The organism is Luteimonas sp. WGS1318, assembly GCF_043187535.1.
Taxonomy (GTDB): Bacteria; Pseudomonadota; Gammaproteobacteria; order Xanthomonadales; family Xanthomonadaceae; genus Luteimonas.
Genome location: NZ_CP171131.1, coordinates 2,075,653 through 2,100,706, shown reverse-complemented (window position 1 = coordinate 2,100,706; position 25,054 = coordinate 2,075,653). Strand labels below are relative to the sequence as shown.

24 protein-coding genes are annotated in these 25,054 nt (G+C 70.0%); 10 read left to right on the top strand and 14 right to left on the bottom strand.

Annotated elements, in window-relative coordinates:
* The first annotated feature begins 2 nt into the window (after positions 1-2).
* Positions 3-1,529: a tryptophan halogenase family protein gene (locus ACF3M1_RS09730; RefSeq protein ID WP_394000150.1), complete on the top strand. Its 1,527-nt coding sequence runs from the start codon at positions 3-5 to the stop codon at positions 1,527-1,529.
* A 217-nt stretch (positions 1,530-1,746) separates the two neighbouring features.
* The gene (locus ACF3M1_RS09725) at positions 1,747-3,648 is read left to right on the top strand and encodes a putative bifunctional diguanylate cyclase/phosphodiesterase (RefSeq protein WP_394000148.1); all 1,902 of its coding nucleotides are present in this window, start codon (positions 1,747-1,749) and stop codon (positions 3,646-3,648) included.
* Between the two features lie 30 nt (positions 3,649-3,678).
* Here ACF3M1_RS09725 and ACF3M1_RS09720 read toward each other — a convergent pair whose 3' ends face one another.
* The 6 genes from ACF3M1_RS09720 to ACF3M1_RS09695 all read right to left on the bottom strand — a co-directional run bounded on the left by ACF3M1_RS09720 (position 3,679) and on the right by ACF3M1_RS09695 (position 9,896).
* On the bottom strand, positions 3,679-4,542 hold the full coding sequence (locus ACF3M1_RS09720) for a diguanylate cyclase domain-containing protein (protein ID WP_394000147.1): 864 nt from the start codon (positions 4,540-4,542) through the stop codon (positions 3,679-3,681).
* A 109-nt stretch (positions 4,543-4,651) separates the two neighbouring features.
* Positions 4,652-6,526 carry a glycerophosphodiester phosphodiesterase family protein gene (locus tag ACF3M1_RS09715; protein WP_394000145.1) on the bottom strand — a complete coding sequence of 625 codons (1,875 nt, stop codon included), beginning with the start codon at positions 6,524-6,526 and terminating at the stop codon, positions 4,652-4,654.
* 175 nt (positions 6,527-6,701) lie between these two features.
* The gene (locus ACF3M1_RS09710; RefSeq protein WP_394000144.1) at positions 6,702-7,016 is read right to left on the bottom strand and encodes an HPF/RaiA family ribosome-associated protein; all 315 of its coding nucleotides are present in this window, start codon (positions 7,014-7,016) and stop codon (positions 6,702-6,704) included.
* Between the two features lie 181 nt (positions 7,017-7,197).
* Entirely contained in the window at positions 7,198-8,046 is an 849-nt protein-coding gene (locus ACF3M1_RS09705) for an ion transporter (protein ID WP_394000142.1), read from the bottom strand.
* A 316-nt stretch (positions 8,047-8,362) separates the two neighbouring features.
* The gene (locus tag ACF3M1_RS09700) at positions 8,363-9,256 is read right to left on the bottom strand and encodes a CHAD domain-containing protein (protein ID WP_394000140.1); all 894 of its coding nucleotides are present in this window, start codon (positions 9,254-9,256) and stop codon (positions 8,363-8,365) included.
* Positions 9,257-9,461: 205 nt separating this feature from the next.
* Complete coding sequence (locus tag ACF3M1_RS09695) at positions 9,462-9,896, bottom strand: hypothetical protein (protein WP_394000138.1); 435 nt, start codon at positions 9,894-9,896, stop codon at positions 9,462-9,464.
* A gap of 351 nt (positions 9,897-10,247) precedes the next feature.
* On the opposite strand from ACF3M1_RS09695, the gene ACF3M1_RS09690 reads away from it, so the two are divergent.
* The gene (locus tag ACF3M1_RS09690; protein WP_394000136.1) at positions 10,248-10,697 is read left to right on the top strand and encodes a lipocalin-like domain-containing protein; all 450 of its coding nucleotides are present in this window, start codon (positions 10,248-10,250) and stop codon (positions 10,695-10,697) included.
* 277 nt (positions 10,698-10,974) lie between these two features.
* Here ACF3M1_RS09690 and ACF3M1_RS09685 read toward each other — a convergent pair whose 3' ends face one another.
* Positions 10,975-11,721 carry a hypothetical protein gene (locus ACF3M1_RS09685; protein ID WP_394000134.1) on the bottom strand — a complete coding sequence of 249 codons (747 nt, stop codon included), beginning with the start codon at positions 11,719-11,721 and terminating at the stop codon, positions 10,975-10,977.
* Positions 11,722-11,964: 243 nt separating this feature from the next.
* Between ACF3M1_RS09685 and ACF3M1_RS09680 the strand changes: the two genes are divergently transcribed.
* Positions 11,965-12,435 (top strand): DUF1456 family protein, encoded by a 471-nt coding sequence (locus ACF3M1_RS09680; protein ID WP_394000132.1) that lies wholly within the window; start codon positions 11,965-11,967, stop codon positions 12,433-12,435.
* An 11-nt stretch (positions 12,436-12,446) separates the two neighbouring features.
* Here ACF3M1_RS09680 and trmY read toward each other — a convergent pair whose 3' ends face one another.
* A complete protein-coding gene (gene trmY / locus ACF3M1_RS09675; RefSeq protein WP_394000130.1) occupies positions 12,447-13,040 on the bottom strand; it encodes a tRNA (pseudouridine(54)-N(1))-methyltransferase TrmY in 594 nt (197 codons plus the stop codon).
* A 368-nt stretch (positions 13,041-13,408) separates the two neighbouring features.
* Here trmY and ACF3M1_RS09670 point away from each other — a divergent pair, with 368 nt between their 5' ends.
* Positions 13,409-13,846, top strand: a complete 438-nt coding sequence (locus ACF3M1_RS09670) for a DNA methylase (protein ID WP_394000128.1) — start codon at positions 13,409-13,411, stop codon at positions 13,844-13,846.
* Between the two features lie 31 nt (positions 13,847-13,877).
* Here ACF3M1_RS09670 and rlmF read toward each other — a convergent pair whose 3' ends face one another.
* Positions 13,878-14,876, bottom strand: coding sequence for a 23S rRNA (adenine(1618)-N(6))-methyltransferase RlmF (rlmF, locus tag ACF3M1_RS09665; protein WP_394000126.1), 999 nt, complete (start codon positions 14,874-14,876; stop codon positions 13,878-13,880).
* An 86-nt stretch (positions 14,877-14,962) separates the two neighbouring features.
* Positions 14,963-15,817, bottom strand: a complete 855-nt coding sequence (locus tag ACF3M1_RS09660) for a PA4780 family RIO1-like protein kinase (RefSeq protein WP_394000125.1) — start codon at positions 15,815-15,817, stop codon at positions 14,963-14,965.
* 238 nt (positions 15,818-16,055) lie between these two features.
* On the opposite strand from ACF3M1_RS09660, the gene ACF3M1_RS09655 reads away from it, so the two are divergent.
* A complete protein-coding gene (locus ACF3M1_RS09655; RefSeq protein ID WP_394000124.1) occupies positions 16,056-16,925 on the top strand; it encodes a hypothetical protein in 870 nt (289 codons plus the stop codon).
* Entirely contained in the window at positions 16,925-17,635 is a 711-nt protein-coding gene (locus tag ACF3M1_RS09650; RefSeq protein WP_394000123.1) for a hypothetical protein, read from the top strand. The genes ACF3M1_RS09655 and ACF3M1_RS09650 overlap by 1 nt, the downstream gene beginning before the upstream one ends.
* Before the next feature lie 13 nt (positions 17,636-17,648).
* Here the strand turns inward: ACF3M1_RS09650 and ACF3M1_RS09645 are convergent, their stop codons facing one another.
* Both ACF3M1_RS09645 and ACF3M1_RS09640 read right to left on the bottom strand, forming a co-directional pair.
* Positions 17,649-18,731 carry a methyl-accepting chemotaxis protein gene (locus ACF3M1_RS09645; RefSeq protein WP_394000122.1) on the bottom strand — a complete coding sequence of 361 codons (1,083 nt, stop codon included), beginning with the start codon at positions 18,729-18,731 and terminating at the stop codon, positions 17,649-17,651.
* 410 nt (positions 18,732-19,141) lie between these two features.
* Positions 19,142-20,164, bottom strand: coding sequence for a hypothetical protein (locus ACF3M1_RS09640; RefSeq protein ID WP_394000121.1), 1,023 nt, complete (start codon positions 20,162-20,164; stop codon positions 19,142-19,144).
* A gap of 511 nt (positions 20,165-20,675) precedes the next feature.
* Here ACF3M1_RS09640 and gntA point away from each other — a divergent pair.
* The gene (gene gntA, locus ACF3M1_RS09635; protein ID WP_394000119.1) at positions 20,676-21,410 is read left to right on the top strand and encodes a guanitoxin biosynthesis heme-dependent pre-guanitoxin N-hydroxylase GntA; all 735 of its coding nucleotides are present in this window, start codon (positions 20,676-20,678) and stop codon (positions 21,408-21,410) included.
* Positions 21,407-22,009: a DUF1989 domain-containing protein gene (locus ACF3M1_RS09630; protein ID WP_394000118.1), complete on the top strand. Its 603-nt coding sequence runs from the start codon at positions 21,407-21,409 to the stop codon at positions 22,007-22,009. Before gntA ends, ACF3M1_RS09630 begins: the two co-directional genes overlap by 4 nt.
* A 258-nt stretch (positions 22,010-22,267) precedes the next feature.
* On the opposite strand, the gene ACF3M1_RS09625 is transcribed toward ACF3M1_RS09630, so the two are convergent.
* Both ACF3M1_RS09625 and ACF3M1_RS09620 read right to left on the bottom strand, forming a co-directional pair.
* Positions 22,268-22,990 (bottom strand): rRNA pseudouridine synthase, encoded by a 723-nt coding sequence (locus ACF3M1_RS09625; protein ID WP_394000117.1) that lies wholly within the window; start codon positions 22,988-22,990, stop codon positions 22,268-22,270.
* Positions 22,991-23,118: 128 nt separating this feature from the next.
* Positions 23,119-23,595: a VOC family protein gene (locus tag ACF3M1_RS09620; RefSeq protein WP_394000116.1), complete on the bottom strand. Its 477-nt coding sequence runs from the start codon at positions 23,593-23,595 to the stop codon at positions 23,119-23,121.
* Between the two features lie 517 nt (positions 23,596-24,112).
* On the opposite strand from ACF3M1_RS09620, the gene ACF3M1_RS09615 reads away from it, so the two are divergent.
* Positions 24,113-24,904: an EAL domain-containing protein gene (locus ACF3M1_RS09615; protein WP_394000115.1), complete on the top strand. Its 792-nt coding sequence runs from the start codon at positions 24,113-24,115 to the stop codon at positions 24,902-24,904.
* The last annotated feature ends 150 nt before the right edge of the window (positions 24,905-25,054 follow it).

Sequence of the window (25,054 nt, the reverse complement as noted above, 5' to 3'; positions counted from 1 at the left end):
ACATGGACCACGCCGAGACACCACCCGGCACGATCCGCAAGGTGGTCATCGCCGGCGGCGGCACCGCGGGCTGGCTTGCCGCCTGCGCACTCGCGCACCAGTTCCGCGATCGCCTGGACATCACCCTGGTGGAATCGGAGCAGATCGGGACGGTCGGTGTCGGCGAGTCCACGGTGCCGCCGATCCGCAGCTTCCACCGCTTCCTGCAAATCGACGAGCAGGAATTCCTGCGCGCCGTCGCCGGCACGTTCAAGCTGTCGATCTCGTTCGAACACTGGCGTCGGCCCGGGGACCGTTACATCCATCCCTTCGGCATCACCGGGCACGGCACCTGGGCGGCCGGGTTCCATCACTTCTGGCTCGATGCCCAGCGCCGCGGGATGGCGTCCGAGCTCGGCGATTTCTGCCTGGAAACGCTCGCCTCGCGTGTCGACCGCTTCGCACTCGGCACCGATCCCCAGGTCAATTACGCCTACCACCTCGATGCCGGCCTCTACGCGAAATTCCTGCGCCGGATCGCCGAGCGGCACGGACTGACGCGGGTCGAAGGCAGGATCCGCGAGGTCACGCGCCACGCGCACAGCGGCGACGTGGAGGCCCTGGTGCTCGAGGACGGGAAGCGGCTCGAGGGCGACCTGTTCATCGACTGCACCGGCTTTCGTGGACTGCTGATCGAGCAGACCCTGCAGACCGGCTACGAGGACTGGAGCGAATGGCTGCCGAGCGACCGCGCCGTCGCCGTGCAGACCGAGTCGGATGGCGCCCCGGTGCCCTACACGCGCGCGATTGCCCACGAGGCGGGCTGGCGCTGGCACATCCCGCTGCAGCACCGCGTCGGCAACGGGCTGGTGTTCTCCAGCCGCTACATGTCCGACGACGAAGCGCACGCGAAACTGCTGCACGACGTCGGCGCACGGCCCTTGAAGGATCCGTGGCTGGTGCCGTTCCGGACCGGCCGCCGGCGCAAGGCCTGGAACGGCAACGTGGTGTCGCTGGGCCTGGCCAGCGGCTTCATCGAGCCACTGGAATCGACCAGCCTGCACCTGACGATCAGCGCGGTCGTGCGCCTGGTCCAGCTGTTTCCGTTCGACGGCATCGCGCCGGCGCTGGTGGAGCGCTTCAACGACGTCAGTCGCGAGGAAATGGAGCACGTGCGGGATTTCATCGTCCTGCACTACCACGCGACCCGGCGCGAGGAGCCAATGTGGGTGGCATGTCGCGAGATGGCGCTGCCGCCCTCGCTGGACATCCGCCTGCGTGCCTGGAGCGAGCGCGCGCATGCCTGGCAGAACGCCGACGAGCTGTTCCGGGTCGACTCCTGGACGCACGTGCTGCTGGGGCAGGGCGTCGCGCCCGGACCGCCGCACCCGCTGGCGCGCGCGCTCGGCGACGACGATCTGCAGCGCCTGCTCGCCGGCATCCGCGCGCCCATCGAACGCGCGGTCGGCCAGATGCCGTCGCAGCAGGGCTTCATCGAGCGCTACTGCAAGGCGGGAACCGAGGTGTGGGCCCGCACGCCGTCGCATTAGACGGCGCCGTACGGCGTGACCTGTCCCGGTGCGCGTCCGAGGGGTACCCGCGCCGTCCCGATGTCCACACGGCTGGCGGGTGCGCGACAGGCCCACGCGTCAGACGCATCGGCGCGCTGCCGCCCGACCGGATGCACGCGTGCGTTCGGAGTATGGTCGGTGTGGGCGCGACGCCGCCCGCAGGGCATACCTGCGCGCTTGAACCCGAGGTGGTCCGATGCCGTTGCAGATGTTGAGGCCCGCGCTGGCGCTGATGCCGATGTCCGACCGGGAGGATCCCGGTGAGCGGTTCACCCGCGCCCTCGTGACCCTCACGCGAACGGTCTGGAGCCCGGACTGCACGTTCGAAACCGCCATTGCGGCGATCTGCGAGACCGCGGCGGAGGCGCTGCGCATCGAGCGGGTCAGCGTGTGGCGCTACGAGGCGGGTGATTCCCGCCTGCGTTGCCTGCACGCCTACGACGCGATGTCGGACATGCACGCGCCGCCGGACACGCTGGAGATCCTGCCGCTGGACGAGGACGACTACATCGCGTCGCTGGGCGAGGCGCGCACGCTGGAGCTCGCCGAGCTCGAGGCCGCCAGCGGGCTGGCCCGGTCCCATTCGGCGCTGCGCGACTATCTGCAGCGTCACCGCGTGCAGGGTCTGCTGGATGCACCGGCGTTCGTCGGCGGCGAACTGCAGGGCGTGATCTGCCACGAGAGCGTGCTCGGCCCCCGGGCGTGGTCGCGCGCGGACGCCACGTTCGCCGCGAGCATGGGCGATTACGTCGCGATGGCCTTCGAGATCGCGCGACGGCGCCGGGCCGAGGCCGAGGTGGAACACCTGCGCCTGCACGACGTCGCGACCGGGCTGCCCAACCGCGCCTACATGACCGAGCTCGTGCGTCAGCGCCTGCTCGCCATGCCGCATCGCAGCGGCGAGGTGGTCGCCGTGCTGCACGTGCAGCTGGACATGGGCGTCGGCGTCGCCTGGTCGGCCGAGGCGCCGAGTGTGGATGCGGTCCTTGGCCACATCGGCCAGCGCCTGCGTGCTGTCGCGGGACCGGGCGTCGAGCTCGCGCGCACCGGGACCGAAGGCTTCGGCCTGATCGTCGGCAGCCGGCCCGGAACACCGACCGTCATCCGCCTCGCCGAAGGCATCGTGGCTGCGTTCGAGGCGATGGACTGGCAGCACGTCGATTTGGAACCCAGCATCGCCATCGGCATCGCGTTGGCCGATCCCGGTGAGGCCAACGATGCGCCGACGCTGCTGCGCCAGGCCGAGGAAGCCGCCACGCAGGCCGGCGCCGGTGAGCGTTCGGGGTACGCGGTTTACGACTCGGCACTTCATGTCGCGCTGGTCGAGGCCCTGCGCACCGAGCGTGCGTTGCGTGAGGGGTTCGCCCGGGGTGAGTTCGAGTTGCACTACCAGCCCGAGTACGACGCGCGCACGCAGCGCTGGACCGCCGCCGAGGCCCTGCTGCGCTGGCGGGTCGATGGCCGGCTCATCCCCGCGGGCGATTTCATCGGCGTGCTGGAGCCGTCACGCTCGATGCTCGCGGTGGGCGGCTGGGTGCTGGCCCAGGCCTGCCGGGATGCGGCCTACTGGCCACCGAACGCGCAAGGCGAGGTGCTGGCGGTACGGGTGAACGTGTCGGCGCGGCAGTTCGACGAACCCGGCCTGGTGGACGCGATCCGCGCGGCGCTCGCCGCTTCAGGCCTCGACGCTGCGCGGCTGAGCCTCGAGCTCACCGAGACCACGTTGATGCGCGATGTCGACGTCGCACACGAAACCCTGTGCGCGGTGCGCGCGCTCGGCGTGCATGTGGCGATCGATGACTTCGGGATCGGCTACGCGTCCCTGGTCTACCTCAAGCGCCTGCCGATCGATGCATTGAAGATCGACCGCAGCTTCGTCCAGGGACTACCGCGCGACGCCGGCGACACGGCCATCATCCAGGCGATCGTCAGTCTGGCAGCGGCGTTCGGGATCGACGTGGTGGCCGAAGGCGTGGAAACCGAGGCCCAGCAGGATGCGCTGCTCGCTGCCGGCGTGCACCGGATGCAGGGCTGGCTCTACAGCCGCGCGCTCAGCCACGCCGCGCTGTGCACGGCGCTTCGTAGCCGTGACCGTTGAGCCAGACCTAGGCCGACGGACGGCCCGCCGTCAGCGCAGGTCGGCACGCCGTGACCGGCCCTTGACCGCGTACATGTCGCGGTCGGCGTGCGCGATCAGCGCGGCGGCGTCCTGGCCGTCTCCGGGAAAGCAGGCGACGCCGACGCTGGCATCGAGCTGGAACGGGCGTCCGGCCAGGCTGTAGACCGGGCGCAGCTGAGCGCGCAGGGCGTCGGCGATCCGGCGCGCGGCGTCGGGACTGCGGCAGCCGGGCAGAAGGATCACGAACTCGTCGCCGCCCACACGTGCGGCCACGTCGCCGTGGCGCAGGGCCTGGGTCAGTCGCGTCGCCACGTCCTGCAGCAGCCGGTCGCCGGCGTCGTGTCCGCCCTCGTCGTTGGCGGCCTTGAAACCATCGAGGTCGACGTAGAGCAGGGCCAGGCCGTCACCGCCGGCCCGGGCGTCGGCCAGGGCCTGCTCCAGCGCCTGCTGCAGGGTGTGGCGGTTGGGAAGTCCGGTCAGCGGATCGTGCCGGGCGAGATGCTCGAGCTCACGCTCCACGCGTCGCAGCTCGGTGATCTCACGGCCGACGCCGATACGCACGCGGTACTCGGGATGCCAGCGGGCGGCCCATTGCATGTCGACCACATGCCCGTCTTTATGGAGGTAGCGGTTGCGGAAATGGCGCTGGATCGCGCCATCGGTCACCCGTGCGGCCTGCTGCTCGGTATCGTCGCGATCCTCGGGATGGACGAACTCGAAGGCCTGCCGTCCAAGCACGTCCGCTGCGCGGTAGCCGAGGATGCGCTCGAAGCTGGCACTGACGAACAGATAGCGTGCGTGCTCGTCGACCACACAGACGGCATCGGGAAGAAGATCGAGCACATCGACGAGCGGGGGCAGGGTGGACGTCATGGTGTGAGCGGACGGACGGGTGGACCGGAAGCGGCGCCCAGCTTGCCAGAACCGACCCGGGATACGGAGCACGGCGTGGGGCCGGCAATCGGGAGGCTGCCGCGGGCCCTCAACGCCGGAACCAGCTGTGCAGCCGCGCGAGCAGGCGTTCGACATCGGTGAGCGCGGCCCGTTCGTCGCGCACGCGCACGGCCTCGGCGGGCACGTCGGTGCTGATGTCGTCGACGCCCAGGTCCATGTAGCGCGCCATGCGCACCGGGTCGTTCACCGTCCACGCCTGCAGCGTGTAGCCGCGGCGGCGGGCATCGGCCACTGCGCGCAGGTCCAGTTGCAGGTGATTGAGGCCCAGCATGTCGAAATCGGTCCGGCGTGCGGTGCCCGGCAGGGCGGCATTGGCGAACAGCGCCAGGCGCGCACCGGGGGCGGCGTCACGGGCGGCGCGCACGAGGTCCGGGGACAGCGAGGCCAGCATGACGGCGTCCTGATGACCGCCGCGCTCGACCTCCTCCAGCACGGCCGCGAGCAGTGCGTCCGCGTTGTCGGCGTCGGGCTTGAGTTCCACCAGCGCCAGCGCGCGGCGGTCGATGAACGCCAGCGCCTCGCCGAGTGTGGTGATGCGCTGGTCGGCGAACGCGGGATCGAACCAGCTGCCGACGTCGATGCCACGCATCGCCGACAGGGGGGTGTCCACAACCGCGCGTGCATCGCCGGCCATGCGCCGGAAATCGCTGTCGTGGAACACCACCACGGCGCCGTCCGCGCTCAGCCGCACGTCGAATTCGATCGCGTCGGCGCGTGCGTCGATCGCTGCCTGGAATGCCGCGAGCGTGTTCTCCGGGGCCACCGTCGATGCGCCGCGATGCGCGGTGACGGTGACCTCGTTGCGCAGGTTCATGCTGACCACGGCCAGCGTGGCCTGCACCAGCGCGAGCGCCAGGAACGCCGTTTCCGCGCCCCAGACGAAGCGGCCCGGACGCGTAGGCACGGCCTCCACCGCGTGCCGCCTGCGCGTGCCGCCGAGGCGCAAGTACAGGGCACGCACCAGCAACGCGTTCAAGGTGGTGCCGAGGAACAGCGCGCCGAGGGCGGAGGCGGCATACAGCGTGAGGTAGACCACCATGCCGGCGCTGACCAGCAGCCGGTGCGCGGGCAGCCAGTCGAGCATCGGCGTCGCGGCGCGATCGTAGAGCTCGGTCACCAGCAGCGGCAGTGCCGCCACCGTCAGCGCGACACCGACGACCAGGATCGCGATGCGCAGATGCCGGCCCCTGGTGAGCCGGCGGCTGCGGACGAGCGCTGCCACTGGCGCCAGTCCTTCGAGCACCAGGGCGGGCGTCGCCAGCAGCCAGCGGAAATACAGGGTCGCGTGCAGGAACAGGCCCACGGCGAGCACCGGCGCGAACCCGCCGATGAACCACCACAGTGCTGCCGGGCGTGCGCTCAGCACGTAATAGGGATCGAAGCCGCCGAGCAGTGCCTGGTACAGCAGGCCGCCGGTCACCAGCCACGGCAGCGCCAGCACGGCATGCGCCGCGACCTGCATCGCCGCGAGCACCGCGAGCGGGCCGGCGCGGCGCAGCATGCCGAGCAGCGCCGCAGCGGCAGTGCGGTAGCGGCACCCGTGACTGGCCGAGACCAGCAGCATGCCGGTCTGCTGCAGCATCACGACGAACCAGGCGAACGCGCCGGCCAGCATCAGCCAGCCCAGCGCCAGGGCGATGCCGGCGACGCCGTCGAACTCGCCCGCCAGCGGCCGCTCGATCCAGTGCAGCAGTGCCGCCAGCGACCAGGTGGTCAGCGGCGCGGTCGCCACTGTGGCGAAGACGGTGAACAGCAGATACCAGGCCAGCATCGGCCGCAGATGCCGCCGCAGGTCACGGCGCATGTCGTGGACGAGCACGCCGCGCAGCAGCATGCCGTCGTCCATCGGCGGGGGCGCCGGCGTACGGTTGTCGTCGAGGGCCAGGCCGGCGTCGTGTGGCATCGGATCAGTGTAGGCAGGACGGCCGCCGCGGGGCGCGGGGCGCGGGGCCGCGGCCGGTGGCCTTCAGGTGCGGCGGGCAGGTGCCGGACATGCGCCGGCACTGGCCCCGGGATGGGCGGCGCCGTCAGACGTGTGCGCCTGCAGCGACCGCCACCGCTTGCATCGTCGCGCGATTTCAGTAGCCGCGCTGCTTCTCGATGCGTGAATCCAGCAGCGTCTTGAGCTTGTCGCAGGCGCCGCGGATCGCCTTCTCGACGTTCTGATCGTCGTGCTTGGCACCGATCGGCTCATCGTTCTGCAGCCGCGCCTCGAGCGCGCAGCGCTTGTCGTCCGGACCGCCCTTGGTGGAATTGCTGTCCGACAAGAACACCTCGAGACGGCTCAGGCGCGGGAAGAAGCGCCCCAGGTGCTGCTCCAGCATGGCGTTGACGCGGGCTTCGAGCGCATCGTTGCCGTCGATATGGTTGTCGGTGTTGAACTGGATCTTCAATGCTTCACTCCTGGTCTGCGGAACGCGGACGTCGATGGCCCAGCGTACCCGTGAGCACCGCAGGGCCTGCGTGAAGTGCCGCCCGCGGCGGGCGTGCTGCAGACGTCCCGTCCGCCGCGCGACGCGCATCCCGCGTGGTCGTCACGCGGGCGCCGTGTTCAACGCGCGGTACCGCGCGGCATCACGACCCGGCACGCGTCTCGATCAGCGTGCGCAGGGCGCGGATCTCGTCGCGGAGCGCCCGCACTTCGAGGTGCACGTCGGCTTCGATGTGGTCCTGGGTACGATCCAGCGCGTCGAGCGTATCGGCGTGCTCGGCCTCGGACACCGTCTGCATCGCGTCGACGATAACGCCGATGAACAGATTGAGCATGGTGAACGTGGCGATGAGGATGAAGGGAATGAAGAACGCCCAGGCGTACGGGAACTCCTCCATCACCGGCCGCGAAATGCCCATCGACCAGCTTTCCAGCGTCATGATCTGGAACAACGAGTAGAACGAGCGCCCGAGATTGCCGAACCAGTCCGGGAAGACCGGGCCGAACAGATTGGTCGCGATCACCGCGCAGACGTAATAGATCAGCACCAGCACCAGGCCGATCGACAGCAGGCCCGGCACGGCGCCGAGCAGCGCGCCGACCACGCGGCGCATCGACGGCACGATGGTCAGCACCCGGAGGACGCGCAACACGCGCAACGCGCGCAGCACCGAGAACGGGCCGGTGGCCGGGACCAGCGCGATGGCGACCACGGCGAAGTCGAACAGGCTCCAGGGATCGCGGAAGAATTGCGCGCGGTGCACGAACAGCCGGATCGCGATCTCGGCCACGAAGACCGCGAGGATCGCCTTGTCCGCGAGGCGGATGAAATCGCCGGCCGCCGCCATGATCGTCGGCGAGGTCTCCATGCCGAGCAGGATGGCGTTGACGACGATCAGCACGAGCACACCGGCCTGCACGCGCGGGTGCGTGATGAACTGCTGCAGCCGGCCACGCAGGCCGCGGTGGTCGGGAAGGCGGGTGTCGCGCATGGGGTCTCCGGAACGGTGGCGGCGCTCGCGGCCGGCGGCGGGTGCGGATCCGTCGCGCAGTGGCGCGCGTAACCGCGCATGGTAGCGGGCGCCGGCCTGCCGCGCAGCCGTTCGGACGCTTGCTGGGGCGGACTGGCGAGCGGGGCCGACGGCATTCGCGTGTCGAACGCCTTGCACCTGGCGCGACATGGCGTTGGCTGCCGTGCTCGCCGCGCGGCAAGCCTCGTGCGGTGCCCCCGACGATGTCGGGCGCGCGTGTTGTACCGGGTATGCGCCCGTCGCGGCCGGTGAGGGACGGCGATGCGCCCCGGCGTGTCTAGGCGTCGCGCCGCCAGGCCGCGTAGCGGCGCCGCCAGCTGGTGGCCAGCGCCCGGGGCGGCTCGGCGAAGAGGCGGGCGCCGAGCGTGTCCGCGCGTCCAGCCAGCGTGCGTTGCCGCGCGTCGATGCACACGGTGAGTGCGTCCAGCGCGGCCGGGTCCGCGTCGGGCAGGGTGCGGAGCCGCGCGGCGAGCACGGCGAGGTCGTGATGCAGGCCCAGCGTCTCGCCCAGCGCATCGGCGCAGCGGCGTTGGGCGCGCATCGGCCCCGGCCAGACCGGTTCGAACAGGCGCAGGTGGAACGCGTGATCCTTGCAGCGCTTGCGCCAGGTATGGAACGCCTCGTCGTCGTCGCTGCGGCGGGCCGCGCGCATGGCCTTGCGCCCGCGGCGGTAAGCGGTCTTCAGGCCGTCCTCGAACGCGGCGAAACCGTCGTGGGCCAGGCGCCAACGGTCGATGTCCGGCAGCGTCGCGTCGAGCGCGTCGCGCGCGTCCCGCAACAGCGCATCGGGATCGTGCGACGCCTCGACGTCCGTGCGATGCCGATCGAGCCCGGGGCGCAGCGACGCGAAGAGGGCGGCCTCGTCGGTGCGGCAGGACTTCGCCAGTTGCTCGAATGTTTCGATCAGCACGTCCGCATCGCGGAGCGGGCCGAGCGGGGCGGCGATCGCGCGGAATGCGGCGTTGCCGGCCGGATCATCGGCGAGCGCCGGACGCACCAGGCGCAGCAGGCCGCGCACCTTCTTGCAGCGCTTGCGCACCGCATGGATCGTGGTAGACGCGTCGCCCGCGCCGTCGTCGATGCACGCCAACGCAGCGTTGATCTGCTCGCGTGCGATGCGGCGCAGTGCATGACCGGCGGTCCTGTCCCGGTGTCTGATCCGATAGGCCATCAGCGCGCTCCGCCGCAGGGGATGCGGTGTTCCGCAGTGTGCGCGCCGGGATGGACGCGCGTGCACCCGGGCTGGCTGGCCGTCGATCCGGCAGTCCGCCCGGCGCCACGGCGCCCGCGGCGCGTGTTCGCCGTGACAGCGTTCGAATATAGAGCGCGGAGGCCGAGGCCCGAGTCGAGACGCTGCATGCGGATCGGCATCGGCTTCAGTCGAACTCGACGACGAGCGCCTGCGGCGCGGCCAACGTGTCGTCGCGAAGATGTCGGATGTCGCAGTCGTTCGAGCGCGTCCGGCGGCCGTCCGCGTCGGTGAAGGCGATCGTCCCGATCGCGGCGGCGGTATCGCCCCCGGTGATGACGCGGTCGACCTCGACCCCCGGGGTGCGCACGTAGGTCGCTGCCATGACGTCGCGGGCGGCTGTCGTGCCGACGCGGGTTCGACCGCCGACGAAGCGCGATGCGACGTCGCCGGGGCCGTGGGCGACACCATCTGCGCGGTCGCCGCCCGCTACGGCGGCGTTCGGCTGTTGCAGGACGGCGGTATTGCGATCCGACATGGGCGCCTCCTGGGAGTGGCGGTCAATCCGGTCGCGGCGCGTGTGGAGCCGAATCCAGCCGGCATGTGCGCTGCGTCGACGCATGATCGGGTGCGGGGTGTTGCGATCCTGTCATGCGGCCGTGGCGATGACGCGCGTGTGCACTGTGTGCCGGGTGCGCTGGATGGTGTCTTGGTGTCCAGAACGCCGCGACGCGCGTCTGCTCGCGTTGCATCGAGACAGCGCGCAGTCGTGCCAGAACCGCACGCCGGGCCCGATGCCGCGGTGCGTCTGCAGGGTCGGTGACGCGCGCGTGCCCCGGATGCCGCCGCGCGTTCACGGCAGCGGATGCCACACTGCGTTGCGGCGATTCGAACGGGTGCGCCGCATCCCGTCGTCTACACATACGCGAAGGAGATCCTTGATGTCGACCGCACACCCGATGCAATGCCGCCGATGACGGAGACACCGATCCGTCCGTCCGCCGGCGTGCTCGAAGGCACGTGGCGTCTGCTGTCCTATGCGGTCGAGGTCAAGGCCACCGGCGCGCTGTTTCCGCCGATGGGCGAAGCGCCCTCGGGCTACGTGATCTTCAGTGCCGAGGGCCGCGTCTGGTTCATGCTCACGGGCGAAGGCCGGGAGCCCGCTGCGTCCGATCAGGGCTTGGCCCGCCTGCTGGAAACGGTGATCGCCTATACGGGGCGCTACTGGATCGAAGGCGAGACCTGGGTGACCGCGGTGGACGTGGCCTGGAACCCGGCCTGGGTGGGCACCGAGCAGCGGCGGCACTTCGTGCTCGAAGGTGACCGGCTGCAGGTGATGACGCCCTGGCGCGTGATGCCCAACTGGGCCGACAAGGGCGAGACGCGGAGCATCGTCACCTTCGAGCGTGACGGGGCGGGGTGAGTGGGGTTTCGGGGTTCTGCGCAGCGGACCGTTCGCCGGACCGCGAGTTTCAAGGTCATCGGAAGGTCGACACGGCGGTGTTTGCAGCGCGCGTTCAACGGGAGCTAGGGGAAAGCGCCTTCGCGCGCGAGCGCGCTCCTACAACGGCGCGCGTGATTCGTGAGGCCGGAACACGGTGGGCTGCCGCGGTATGCAGGCGCGCGCTCACGCGCGAACGGGTCCGTTCGCAGCCACGCCCGCACCCGGTCCATCCTCCCGAAACGAACCCCGCGCGTGATCAATCCCCGCGCACGAACGCATCGGGAATTTCATAGCGCTCACCGTCGAGCGTCGCAATCGTCGTGTCGCCGTCGCGCCGGGAGCCGCTCGTCATGGCCGCGGTGCCGTCGGCCTGGGCCGCGCCGAATGCCAGGAAGCGGCCGTCCGGTCCGAAGAAGATGACGCGCGTGGCGCCGTCGGGCAGGGTCACCTCGATCGCGGTGCCGGTTTCCGGGTCGCGGGTCGCGCCGGCCTTGCACAGCCCCGCTGCCGCGCCCTTGTAGCCCGAGCAGCGGAGCTCCGCGGTGGCGTGGTACGGGGTGCCGGCCACCCGCGCGTCGCCCTGTCCATCGCCGTCGCCCGGGCGCGCCATCGCGTCGGGCACGGACACCAGGGTCACGCTTTCGAGCGTCGCGACGATGAGACCGCCCAGGCGCGCGGCATCCTCGGGCGACTGGCAGCCGACGAGGGCGGCGCTGTCGTCGAGAAGATTCACGGTCGCGGCGCTCTCACCGATGCGGCGGCAGGGATCGCCGGGGTTCGGGAACCCCTCGCCGAAGACGGGCAGCTCGGCGGGCCAGCCCGGGTCGGCCTCTATTGCGGAGGCGGGCGGCGGGGCGTTGGCCGCGGCGGAATCCGCCGGCGCAGGGCTCGGGCGGCAACCGGTCAGGGACACGACGAGGACGACGGACAGCAAGGCGGCATGGCGAATGCGGTGCATGGCACGGGCTCCGGTCGAGGCCGCTCGCGGCGGCTGCCACCCCATGGTGCGCGCCTTTTTCGCGCGGCTCCAGTGGCGGGGCAGGCGCGAAGTCCGGGGGGCGGTACCTGGACCGGCGCCGGTGTCCACCGGGAACGGAGTGCCGCGAGATGTGTACCGGGTCACCGGATCTGCAACCCGGCCGATCCGTCGTGTCGGTTCCGCGCCTCGCCGCGCCGAGAGCGCCCGTCCAGCCAGCCCGGCGGGCCCGACCGGTACACTGCGCTCCCCCCGTCCAGTCCCGGATCCATGATCAACAACGACGTCCTGCGCAGCATCCGCTACATGCTCGACCTGAGCGACCAGAAGGTCGTCGATCTCGCCCATCTGGCAGATCCGGCCTTTGCCCTCGACAAGGACGACGTGCGGCCGCTGCTGCTGCGCGAGGACGAGCCGGGCTACGTGGCCTGCAGCGACAGCGTGCTCGCCCACGTCCTCGACGGCCTGATCGTGCACCGGCGCGGCCGCGACGAGCGCCAGCCGGTGCGGCCGGTCGAAGCGCGCATCAGCAACAACGTGGTGCTGAAGAAGCTGCGGGTCGCATTCGAACTGACCGACGTCGACATGCACCAGATTTTCGTCGACGCCGGCTTCCCGGTGTCGAAGCCGGAACTCTCGGCCCTGTTCCGCCAGGCCGGCCACCGCAACTTCCGCCCCTGCGGCGACCAGCTGCTGCGCAACTTCCTCAAGGGCCTCACGCTGCGCGTGCGCGGCAGCTGAGGCGGCGCGGCTCAGCGCTGGTCGAGCGCGTGGTGGATGAGCACCACGCATTGCGATGCGAACAGCATCGTCGGGCCCAGAGTGATCTTCTTTGCGCCCAGCCGTTCGAGGCCGGGGATCGTCTTCTTGGGCATCGGGATGTGGTCGGTCAGCAGGAAGCAGGGGGCGTCGGCGAAGCTCTGTTCGCCGATCGGCGTGCCCTTGCGGTCCATCAGGAACAGCTGATGGTCGACGGCCAGCGTCTGCACAAGGCGTTCGAAGCTGGTGGTGCGCACGGTGACGCCGGCTTCGACCGGACGTTCCTCGTCCTTGCCCATGCCCCGTGAGGCATCCAGGCCGCGCGCCACCTTGCCGAGCAGCGTGCGCTCGTCGAAGCCGCCGATGTCGTGCATGGCGTTGACCTCGAACCGCAGCGTGCGCGAGAAATCCCGGGTGCTTTCCAGCACCAGGTAGACCACCACGTCGGGCCGATGCGCCTGGGCCACGAAGAACGCGTTCATCAGCGTGTGCGCGAGGATTTCGGTGTGCGCATCGCCGCCGACCGACGCGAGCAGGACCTGGCTGTCGGTCGGGGCCGCCCGGGCGCGGAGAACGAAGGTTCGCATGGAGCTCCTGGAGGTCGATGTCTCGCGGTCACGTGACGCGATGGGGCCGGTGCACATTGTCCCTGCAAACACGCGGTGGTGCGATCGGTGCCGACGCGCGCCCTCGGCGGTGCACGGCCGTGCGAGGCGCGAAGTGCAGCGCGTACGGCGCAACGGGCAGTGATCGTGCCGATACCGCGGGCGACGTGTGATGCCAAGACACCGGGACGCCCGGTTACACGCGCGCCGCACCCCGTGGCCGACTCGCGATGCCGGGTTTACCGCCGGCATGGATGATGGCCGGCGGGCGTGCATCGCGACGCGCCGATTCGCGTCCAAGCCTTCGCCGGTGTCCGTGCGCACCGGTCGTCACCATCAGGAGCGTTGACATGCGCCGGCATCTGTCCGCACAGGATCTGGAATTCACCGTGGAGCCGCGCGACGAAGCCGCGCTGTTCAAGTGGTGTCTCGCCAGCATGCTGTTCGGCCACCGCATCTCCCAGGCGATCGCGGCGCGCACCTGGCGGGTGCTCGTCGAACACGGCTGTGACACGCCCCAGGCACTGGCCGGCTGCCGGCATGCCGCGCTGGTACGGATGCTCGGCGAAGGCGGTTACCGGCGCTACGACGAATCCACCGCACGCCGGCTGTCGCTGCTGGGCCGCACGCTGATCGACGACTACGGCGGCCGGATTCTGGGCATCGCCGATGCCGCCGACGACCGCGCCGATTTCGAGCGCAGGCTGCTCGCGTTCAAGGGCGTCGGGCCGGTCACGCTGCGCATCTTCATGCGCGAGGCCGGGCCCGCCGTGTTCGGCGCCGACTGAGGGCCGGCCGCGCCGCCGCGTCGCGGGGCGATCAGCGCCGTTCGGCCTGCCAGGCCGCGCGCGCGTCAGCGTCGTGGAAGGTCCACGCGACGAACCGGCTCTGCTTGCTGCCTTGGCCCATCGCGACTTCGCGTACCTCGATCGCACCGGCCTGGCGCAACTGCCGGCGCAGGCCCGACAGATGCTCCGCGCGCGCGACGAGGCTGCTGAACCACAGCACGCGGTCGTCGACGTCGGCGCTCTCGCGCACCATCCGGCGCAGGAATTCCGCTTCGCCGCCCGGACACCAGAGCTCGTGGGCGTGCCCGCCGAAGTTCGCTGCGGGCGGGGCGGCGCGGCCACGCGGGGCCGAGGCCGCGGCGCCGAGCTGACGCCGCTTGCGGTCGTGCACGCGTGCGGCGTCGCCGGCCGAGGCATGGAACGGCGGGTTGCACAGCGTCAGATCGAAGCGGTCGTCCTCGCCGACGATCCCCTCGAAGATGTGCTGGCGTCGTGCCTGCCGACGCAGCGTGATCGCGCGCTCGAGGCGGTTCGACGCGATGATCGCCGAGGCGACCTGGAGCGAGGTCGCGTCGATGTCCGCCCCGACGAAGCGCCAGCCGTACTCGGCATGGCCCAGCAGCGGATAGATGACGCTGGCACCGACGCCGACATCCAGCACGCGGACCGACAGACCACGCGGGATGTGGCCGTCGCCGGTGTCGGCCAGCAGATCCGCCAGGCCGTGCAGGTAGTCGGCACGGCCGGGGATCGGCGGACACAAGGCGCCGTCGGGCAGGTCCCAGTGGGCGATGCCGTAATCGGCGCGGAGAATGGCGCGGTTGAGTTCGCGCACCGCTGCCGGGTCGTGGAAATCGACGCTGGCCTCGCCGCGCGGCGTCGTCACCAGGTGCGTCGACAGCGCCGAGCTGGCCCGGACCAGGCGATCGAAGTCGTAGCGGCCCTGGTGGCGGTTGCGTGGATGCAGCGTCGGCCGCGCCACTGGTCGCCGTGCGGGCGCGCTGTCGTCTGGGGGCTGTGTAGGCGTCATGGGCAATGCGTGGATCGGAACGTGGTCGGACGGTGCAGGGAGGCATCACGCGCCGTGCGCCGAACGGGCGCGCCGGCCTGTGGACGCTAGTCCTCGTCCTGCTCGTCGCGCCCCTGCTGGCGGATGAGCGCGAGCTCGCGCGCGTCATTGATCGCGTCGCGCACGCCGTCGAGGTCGATGGTGCGCGCATCGAAGGTGAAGCGTCCGGTGAGCTCGGTATCGGGCCGCAACTCGCCCAGCTCGAACAGGGCCCACATCTCCTCGCCGTACCAGGTGTCGAGCAGCTCCGGGGCCCAGCGGCCGAGCGTCGCGGTGAGGTTGTTGACGTCGCGCAGCAGCATCGTGCGCGCGGCATTGTTGCCGCCGGCGCTGACCACCTGCGGAAAGTCGATGACCACCGGGCCGTCGGGCGCCACAAGTACGTTGTAGGCCGACAGATCTCCGTGGATCAGACCGCAGCACAGCATGCGCACCACGTCTCGCACCAGCGCGGCGTGGAATTCGCGCGCCTGCTCCTCGCCCAGTTCCACTTCGCCCAGGCGCGGCGCCGAGTAACCGTCCGCGTCGGTGACCAGTTCCATCACCAGCACGCCGTGAAAGAAACCGTAGGGCTCGGGCACGCGCACGCCGGCCTCGCGCAGCTGGTACAGCGCGTCGACCTCGGCGTTCTTCCACTCCGCTTCCTGCTGCCGGCGGCCGTAGCGGCTGCCGGTCGCCACCGCGCGCGCCTCGCGGCTGCCGCGCGACTTGCGGCCTTCCTGGTACTGCACGCGCTTCTGGAAGCTGCGCTGTGCCATGTCCTTGTAGACCTTGGCGCAGCGCACGTCGTCGCCGCAGCGCACGACGTAGACCGCCGCTTCCTTGCCGCTCTTGAGCGGGCGCATCACTTCGTCGATGACGCCTTCGTCGATCAGGGTCAGCAGGCTTGCAGGAGTCTTCACGGAATCCGGGATCTGGGCGCGGGTACCGCGCAGGGGGCGTGCAGTGTCGCCCAAAGCGGCGTCACGCGCTCGCCCGGGGTGGTCGGGACGCGGTCGCAACCGACGTGGTGGGGCGGGCGTCGGTTGGAAAAATGCGGGCAAGTCCGTAAGGTCGCCGCCTCTGGAGCGAGGAGTGGCCTGCGTGCGGAACGGATGCGGTGGGGGAGGCCGGACACGGTGTGCTGTCTGGGCGGTCGTAGTGCTGTGCGCGCTGCTGCTGGAGTCGGGCGTCGCGTTCGCCCAGGCCCGGCCGATCACCGCGTACCGCGGCACGATCGGCGAGACGGCGGTCGACGTGATGCTGATCCACGACTGGCAGCTCGACGGCATGAGTGGCTACCTGGTCGCGGCCGGCGGCGGGCCGGTCCCGCTGGAGAAGACGCCCTATCGCGACGACGCGCCGCTGCTGCTCAACGTGATGGACGACCCCAGGCTGCCGGCGCGCACGCTTGCGCTGCAGCCGTTCGCAGTGGGTGCGCGGACCGTGACCGGCCGCGCGATCGATCTGCGCAGCCGCGCCCAGCAACCGCTCCGCCTGGAGCGAGTGACGCTGTTTTCGAGCGATCCACGCATCGCCTATGACGGCGAATTGCTGCAGGCGAGCGCGGATGCGCGCTTCCAGTTCCGGGTACGCGCCCGCAAGGCGGTCGGCGGACATTCCGGTCGCGTCGATCGCATCACCGTGCTCGATCGCGCCACCGGGACGGCGGTGCAGGTGCTGGATGGGCTGGACCTGGTCTTTTTCGGCGGCGAGACCCTGAAGTTCGCCGACGTCAACGGCGACGGCGTGCTGGATTTTTCGGTGACGCCGGTGCGGCCGGACGATCCCACGCGCGGGTCGGAACATGCGCACCACTACGTCCACCAGGCGTCGGGCGGTTACGTCCGCGATACGGCGCTGGACGCGCTGGCCGTCGAGGGCGTGCTGCGTTTCGACGGCCAGGGACGCGTGAGCCTGCGGCCGCAGCGCGGCATCGACTATCGCGCCGGCACGATCGAGTGGCGGCACTACCGTTACGTCACACCGACGCAGCTCGAGTTCGTGATGCGCAGCGAGGAGCGGTTCTGATGGCGCGGCAATGGATGATCTCCGCTGCCCTGGCGGCGGGCGCGATGCTGCTGTGCGCATGGTCGCCGGCGGCGGCCTCGCATGCGATCTACACCGGCCGCATCGGCAGCCACGACATCACGCTGGTGGTGCACAGCCGGAACGCGGTGCAACGCGCGATCTATGCCTACGACCGGCATCGCACGCCGATCCGCCTCAAGCCCGCCTTCCTGCACGAGATCCGTGATTTCGGCATGGACGAGCTGGACGGGGCCGGACTGCCCAGTGCCCGTCTGCGCTTCGACCGCGCGAGCTTCCATCGCGCGACGCCCCGGCTCACGGGCACCTGGACCGACTACCGCAGCGGTCGAACGCTGCCGCTTGAGCTGGAGCTCGTGGCCACGCTGGACCTCGACGGCGCCTGGCCGGCCGCGTCGCACGCGCTGTTGCAGGCGGCGTCGACCGAGCGCGTGTATGTGCAGGTGCCCATGCCCGACGAGCGCACACCGGTGACGCACATCGAGATCATGGACAAGGCGACCGGCCGGCTCCGGCAGACGCTGACGCTGGCGCAGCCGGCGTGCAATCTCGGCATCGAGACGGTGCAGGTGGCGATCGAACGCGGCCGGACCCAGCTGCGCCTGCCGCAGAGCGCACAGTGTCCGGGCGCGGTCTACGAGTGGAATCCGACGACCCAGACGTTCGAGGATCTTCTCGACCCCTCGGCCTGAGCGCGGCGCCGGCTCAGCCGATCGCCTGCACGATCACGCTGTGCCAGCCGGTGCGGTAGGTCTCGTAACCCGGCGACGCGGCATGCGCGACGCAGTGCGGCCGGCCCCGCCAGCTCGTGTCGACGGCCGCGCGCGGACTCGCGAACAGCGTGTCGCGACCGTCGAAGTCGAGCGCGTCCTGGTCTGCCCGCGGATTCGAATCGGCGAGGATCCGTCCGTCGTCATCGACGATGCAGACCCGACTGCGCGGCCACTCGGCCTCCGATAGCGGCGTGCGGGTGACGATGGTCTGGGCCAGCGCGTCCCAGCGGAACACGATGCCCAGCACCGCGAGCGGCGCGCCGTCGACGCGGCCGCCGTGGCGCACCGTGCAGGAATAGACCAAGGCCCGTTCGCCGCCGGCCAGCGCGCTGGCATGCACCGACTGGAAGCCGTAGTCGTCGCCCGACCGGGTGCGCACCGCGCTCTGGAACCACGCCTCCGCCGCGACGTCCGTGCCCACCGACGCGTACTGATTAGGACGGCCGTTGGCGAGAATGCGGCCGTCCAGCCCCGCCAGCACCAGATCGAAGTACACCGTGTACGAGTCCAGGATCTGCGACAGACGTCGGCTGGCGTGGCCGAGACTGTCGCCATCCGGCCGCAGCGCGGCGTCGACCAGTGATGGATCGGTGGCCCACCAGCGCACGTCGCAACTGCGTTCGTAGAGGTTGCGGTCGATCAGGTCGATATTGCCGAGCGCCAGCCCGGTCAGTCGCGTGTGACGCACGTCGCTCTGCAGGTGCTGCAGCCGGGTCTGCAGGTCGAGGCTCGTCTCGCCCGCCATGCGATCGATGTCCTGCGTGGTCTCGCTGACGTTGCGTGACAGCGTGTCCATTTCCTGCGCGATGACGCCGAAACTGCGTCCGGCCGCGCCGATGCGCACGGCCTCGATGCGGGCGTTCATCGAGATGATCCGGGTCACCCGGTTGATCTCGTCGATCCGTTGCAGCGATTGCCGCAACTGGCGCAGCAGGGCATCGGAGATGCCGGCCACGGAGCGGATATGGTCGTCGACGCTGGCCTCGGCCGCCGTGCGGGCAACACGTTCGTTCATGACGCTCCAGTGGGGTGGGGCGAACGGCAATGGATCGCGGCCACTCGCGGCAGCGATGGCGGCAGGGCCGCTTCCATGCGCTATCGGCAGCGCGGGCGCGGACTTGAAGCCGGGCCGGAGCGGATGTGGGCATGGGTCGTCGGTGACGACGATGGCCTGTGCGGGCCGTGTTCTGGGGCCGATCGCGGCGAATACCATCCACACGTCTAGCGCGCCGCTGCCCTGGCCAGCGCATGCCCCACAAAAAAGGGGCCGGAGATCGCATCTCCGGCCCCGCGTTGCAGGTCGACGCCCGGCGATCCGATCAGAACAGGATCGCGAGCAGGATCAGCAGGGGAATCGGAATGCCGAGCAGCCAGAGCAGAAGGAATTTCATTGCGGAGCTCCTTTGGAGGATGGAAACGCGGGCGTCAGAGGTCGCGCTGACGACCGCCGAACGTGGCCAGCAGGCTTGCGGAGAACGCGCCGATCAGCAGCGTGATGAACAACCACATTGCGGCATAGGCCGACGCCTTGCGGGCCTCGTCGGCGGTTTCGCGCGCGGTGGTTTCGGCGTCGTCGAGGGCGGCGCGCATGCGGGTGTGGACCTCGGTCACGCGTGCTTCGGCCTCCTGCTGGGACAGGCCGGTGCGTTCGGCGATGCGCTGCGCGACGTAACGGGCATCGGCCGGGTCGAGCGTGTCGAAGCGCAGCCCGTTGACGAAGATGCGCGCGACTTCCGGACGCGGGTCGTCCGACGCATTCGCGTTCGCGTTGGCCGCGACCGGAGTCGCGGCGGCAGGCTGCATCGCGCCGTCACCCATGCCGGCCGACGGGGCGGTTGCCAGTGTCTGCACCGGTGCAGCGTCGCGACGGAACAGGCTGTCGACCCAGTACTCGAGGCCATTGCCACGCTCCGACGACGCGTCGCCGGCAGCCGCGATGCCACCAACGGCCGTCGCTGCAGTGCCGGTCGCCGCGCCGGCGGCCGACCCGACGGCCTGCGTCGCGGTTCCCAGAATTGCACCGATGGCCGAGGTGAGGACCGCGGCGGTCACCAGCGTCGCGACGGCCCACGACAGGAAGCCGTGTGCGGTATCGCGGAAATAGGTTTCGTCGCCGTGCACCGACACCCAGCGCGTGCGCAGACGACCCGTCAGATACCCGCCGAGCCCGGACGCGGCGATGGCGGTGAACGTGATCCAGGCGATCGTCGTCCAGCCGAAGGTCTCGGCACTGATGCCTTCGAAGGACCACGGCGACACCGACGACAGGCCGAGGCCCGTGCCGAGAATCAGCAGGATCAGCGAGAGCGCGGCGGCCGCCGCTGCACCGGCAAGGATGGCCGCCCACGACACCGCACTGTCGGATGCGGGGAGCGCTGTCGACTCAACCACGGTCGTCGGGACCGGACGGTCGAGATGGCTGCGTGCGTGATCGCCTGTCGTATTCATGTGCTGGGAACCCCCTGTCGAATGCTGTGTCGCGCAGAATGCGCAACTCCACGGTGGGGGTTCGCACGTGAGGCCCCCGTGCATCGCGCGTCGAAATCCGTTGCGACATGCACATTCGGTGCGCGCAGCGAAGCAGCGGTGTTCATGCCACGCAGCGTCGGCGTCGCGCGTGTATGGATCCGAGACGCGCTGGACAGCGCGCACGCGGACTGCGTAATCGACGCATCGGCGATGGGCTCGACACGCGGCGACGCCGGCGCGTGCGCCGTGTCGATCACTTGGCAGGCCGAACCACGTCACGCACGGCATACCCCAGCAACCGGACCTTTTTTAGCTGAATCAACGGGTCATGTTCATCGCGTCCACGCGCATGGCGTCACGCGTTGCGCCTGAACGGCGTCAACAAGTGCGCACATGCGCCTGTCGTCTACACACCCCGCTCGTCTCCGCTTGCCTAGCCTGCGTCGCATCAAGTCATGCATGCACACGCATGCGAACGGAGCTTTGCGGAATGAATGCCTGTCCTTATCCCCATCATGCGATCGATGCGGCGCCTGCCATCGGCCTCCCCGCAACGGGCGGTGCGCTGTCGGCGCGCTTTCTCGAATTCGTGGCGGCGCCTTCGTTTCCTTGCGTGGGTTCGAAAGCCGCGCTCGCGCGTGATGCGATCCGGCCGTTCGAATTCGGACGGCTGGGCGAGCGTGCCAACGACGCGCCATTGCTGGACACCCTGGCGGCGTTCGCTGCGATGGTGGACGCGGTGCCCGAGAACGACAGCACGGTGCACTCGCTGGTTGCGCTGTTCGAAGGACCGCTGGACACCGATGAGCGCCGGTTCGAAGCCCTGCTGTGGTCGCAGCTGCAGCGTCTGCACGATCTCGACGTGGGGCGCGGCACGCGCTGGGCGGCGGACGTCAGTCGCAATCCGGACGATCCGCATTTCAGTCTGAGCCTCGCGGGCCATCCGTTCTTCGTCATCGGCCTGCATCCGGGCGCATCGCGCCAGGCGCGGAGGTTCACCTCGCCCGCGCTGGTGTTCAACTCGCATCGGCAGTTCGAACAACTGCGTGCCGACGGCCGCTACCAGAAGATGCAGGCGGCCACCCGCGAACGCGACATCGCGCTGCAGGGTTCGATCAATCCCAACCTCGCCGACTTCGGCGCGGCGGCCGAAACCCGCCAGTACAGCGGTCGCGCAGCCGAGCCCGGCTGGACCTGTCCGTTCCGCGTGCGGAGTGCCCGATGAGCGCCGAGCCGACCTACGAGCGCATCCCGCCGTGTTCCGGCCGCTCGGTGGAGCTGGAGACCGGCGACGTGCTGGTGGTCGTCGATCCGATGGGCCAGCAGGTCAGCGACCTCACCGCCTTCGCACGTGACGACCTCGCCGAATACCTCTCGTCCGGACGCTCGATCGACTACGCCTCGCGGCTGCTGCTGACGACGGGCGATGTGCTGTACTCCAATCGCAGCAACCCGATGTTCACCATTCTCGAAGACACCTGCGGACGTCACGATTTCACGCTGACGCCGTGTTCGAAGCGGATGTTCGAGCTGCTCTACGGCGAGGTCGAAGGACGCCCGGGGTGCGAAGGCAATCTCGCTGCGGCTTTGGCGCCTTACGGCATCGGCATCGATCGCATTCCGGTCGCCTTCAATATTTTCATGCACGTCACCGTGGACGGCGCGTCCGGTCAGGTGGCCGTGTTGCCGCCGTTGAGCGGCCCGGGTGATTTCATTCGGCTGCGCGCGGAGATGCCGCTCGTGGTGGCGATGACCGCGTGTTCGGCGGGTCAGTCCAATAACTTCAGCTACAAGCCGATCGACTACCGCATCGAGCGCGCATAGACGCGCGCCGGTCTGGGCGCGCGATCGCGCCGTCCAGCCGGGAGGCGAAGCGTTCGGATGATGGGAACCGCGCGCGGATGCGTCGCACGGCACCGCCTGTCGCCGTTGCATCGCGCTGTAGCGCGAGCTCAGTTCGACACGGCGTGGCACCCAGCGCAACGCACCTTGATTCTTGCGGATATCGGTCGAGACGTCAGGCGCTCACGGTGTCGCGGTTTCACGACCGCACGCGCGCATCCACCGCCGCGCGTGTCGCGGTCAGAACCGCTCGCCCGCCGGCAGATAGCGCCAGCTGCCGACCGGCATCTTGGCCAGCGGCACCTTGCCGATGCGGATTCGCCGGATCGCGACCACCCGCAGGCCGACTTGGGCGCACATGTCGCGCAGCTGGCCGCCCTGGACGCCCTTGATCGCGAAGCGCAGGCGGATCTCGTTCTGCCAGCTGACCTTGCACGGCGGCAGTGCGCGCCCGTTGTAGTGCAGGCCGTGATTGAGCCGACGCAGGCCGTACGGCGCGATCTCGCCGTCGACCTCGACGATGAACTCCTGTTCGATCTCGTCGCGGTCCTCGGTCAGGCGACGCCAGACGCGGCCGTCCTGCGACAGCACGATCAATCCGCTGGCGTCGCGGTCGAGCGGCACCAGCGTCGTCAGTCGATGGAAATGGCGCTGCAGCAGGCGCACGCCCGACGGATCCTCGGGCCAGCGCGTGTCGGGGCGGGCGAGGGGCGTGACCGGGTTGTCGTCGCCGATGGTTTCGAAGCCCACCGGCTTGTGCAGCAGGATCGTCGCCGGCTCGGCGGCCTGCAGGCGCGCATCGGGGTCGAGTTCGACAGCCTCGTCGGCGACCATGTGCTGCGGCTGCTCGATCACGCGGCCGTCGACCGTGACCCAGCCGCCTTCGATGTACTGCTCCGCTTCGCTGCGCGAGCATCGGGCCAGCTCGGCGACGCGTTTCGCCAGTCGGACGGAATCGGACATCGGGGTACCAGACAGTCGGGCCGGGCAGTGTAGCGACCCGCCGCACGGATGCCGCGGTCCCGGACGCGGCCGGACAAACGAGTCACGCGTCGCGCTGCGCACACCTGCGCGCTGCGTGGGCCCGGCGCTCAACCGCGGCGCGCGGCCTCGATCGCGGCGATGTCGATCCGGCCCATCTCCATCATGGCGGCGAATGCGCGCGCCGCCGCGTCCGGGTCCGGATCGGCGATCGCCGCGATCACCGCCTTGGGGGTGATCTGCCACGAGACGCCCCAACGGTCCTTGCACCAGCCGCAGGCACTCGGCTGGCCGCCATTGCCGACGATGGCGTTCCACAGCCGGTCGGTCTCGCCCTGGTCGTCGGTGGTGATCTGGAACGAGAACGCCTCGCTGTGCGAGAACGCCGGGCCGCCGTTGAGGCCGAGGCAGGCCACGCCGAGCACGGTGAACTCGACGGTCAGCACGTCGCCGCGTCGGCCCGAGGGATAGTCGCCCGGGGCGTGGTGCACGGCCGTGACCGCACTGTCGGGAAACGTGGCGGCGTAGAACGTCGCGGCGTCGAGCGCCGTGCCGTCGTACCACAGGCAGATCGTATTCCTGGCCATCGTGCGCTCGACTCCCCGGCGATGACGGCGCCGGTGCCGGTGTGGACAGATCGACTGCCGGCCGCCGAAGGCCAGCGGCCGGTGCGACCGCTGCGCTCAGACCGGCGCGAAGCCCTTGACGGTCTTCTTGTCGCGTTTTTCAGCCTTCTTTTCCTTGGCGGATTTCGCCGGCTTCTTTTTCTGTTCCTTCTTTTGATTCATGCCCTTGCTCATCGCGATCTCCTCGGCGCATCGGCGCTGGACCGCGGTTGCGGTCCGTCGGCGGAGTATGCGCCTGTCGGCCTCGAGGAAGGCGCGCCGCGCATGCGCAGGCTCTGAGAAGTGGAGGGGCGGGGGCGTCGCGCTCGGCTTCATTCTCGGCTTCATTTTCCGCAGCCCGGGCCGATATCCGTTCGTGCACGGCCGCGCCGGTCGGTGCGGACGTCGTCTGGGCGCTCGCCCTTCGACACGCCGTCTGCACACGGTGCCGCCACTATCCACGGACCCTGCAGGCGGGTCGCCGCGTCGAGGACAGCTCATGTACCTGCATCAATTCTTCGGCGAGACGCCCGAACCCCGGCAGTGCGCCGAGTGCCAGGGCGATCAGCGCCTAGGATTCGAATTCCGCATGGCGTTCCAGCCGGTGGTCGATGCGCGCGACCGCTCCATCTACGGCTACGAAGCGCTGGTGCGTACGCCCGAAGGCGGCGGCGCGGCCGAGGTCATCGCCCAGGTCACGCCGGAATTGCTCTACCGCTTCGACCAGACCTGCCGGGTGCGGGCCATCGCGACGGCCGCAGCGCTCGGGCTTCGCGCACGGCTGTTCATCAACTTCTTTCCCAATGCGGTCTACCAGCCGGCGACCTGCATCCGGCTGACCCTGCGCGCCGCGCAGATCTCCGGCTTTCCCACCGAGAACCTGGTGTTCGAGGCCGCGGAATCGGAAGAGGTGCGCGACCAGGCCCATGTCAGGCGCATCTTCAACGACTACCGCAGCCGCGGCTTCCAGACGGCGATCGACGATTTCGGCGCCGGCTATGCCGGGCTGACCAGCCTCACCGGATTCCAGCCGGACCTGCTCAAGCTCGACATGGGCCTGATCCGCGGCATCGATACCGATCCGGTGCGTCAGGCGATCGTCGCCGGCACGGCCCACATCGCCCGCGGTATCGGTTCGACGCTGCTGGCAGAAGGCGTGGAGACCGCCGGCGAATACCGCGCCTTGCGTGCACTCGGCATCGATCTGTTCCAGGGCTACCTGTTCGGACGACCGGCGCTGGAACGGCTCGAGCCCGTGCCGGATGCGCTGTGGGAGTCGCTCGAGAGCTGACGGCGTGCAGGTCCCGTCCCGGTGCGGTGCTTCGCCGCTGGGCGCAGGCATTCCGTCCAGGTCCTGCAGCGCGCGCATCGCGCGCAAGGCCTCGTCCCGATCGGTGGCAGCCTGACGTCGCCGTGCCCGATGCGTCGTCCGATCCGATAC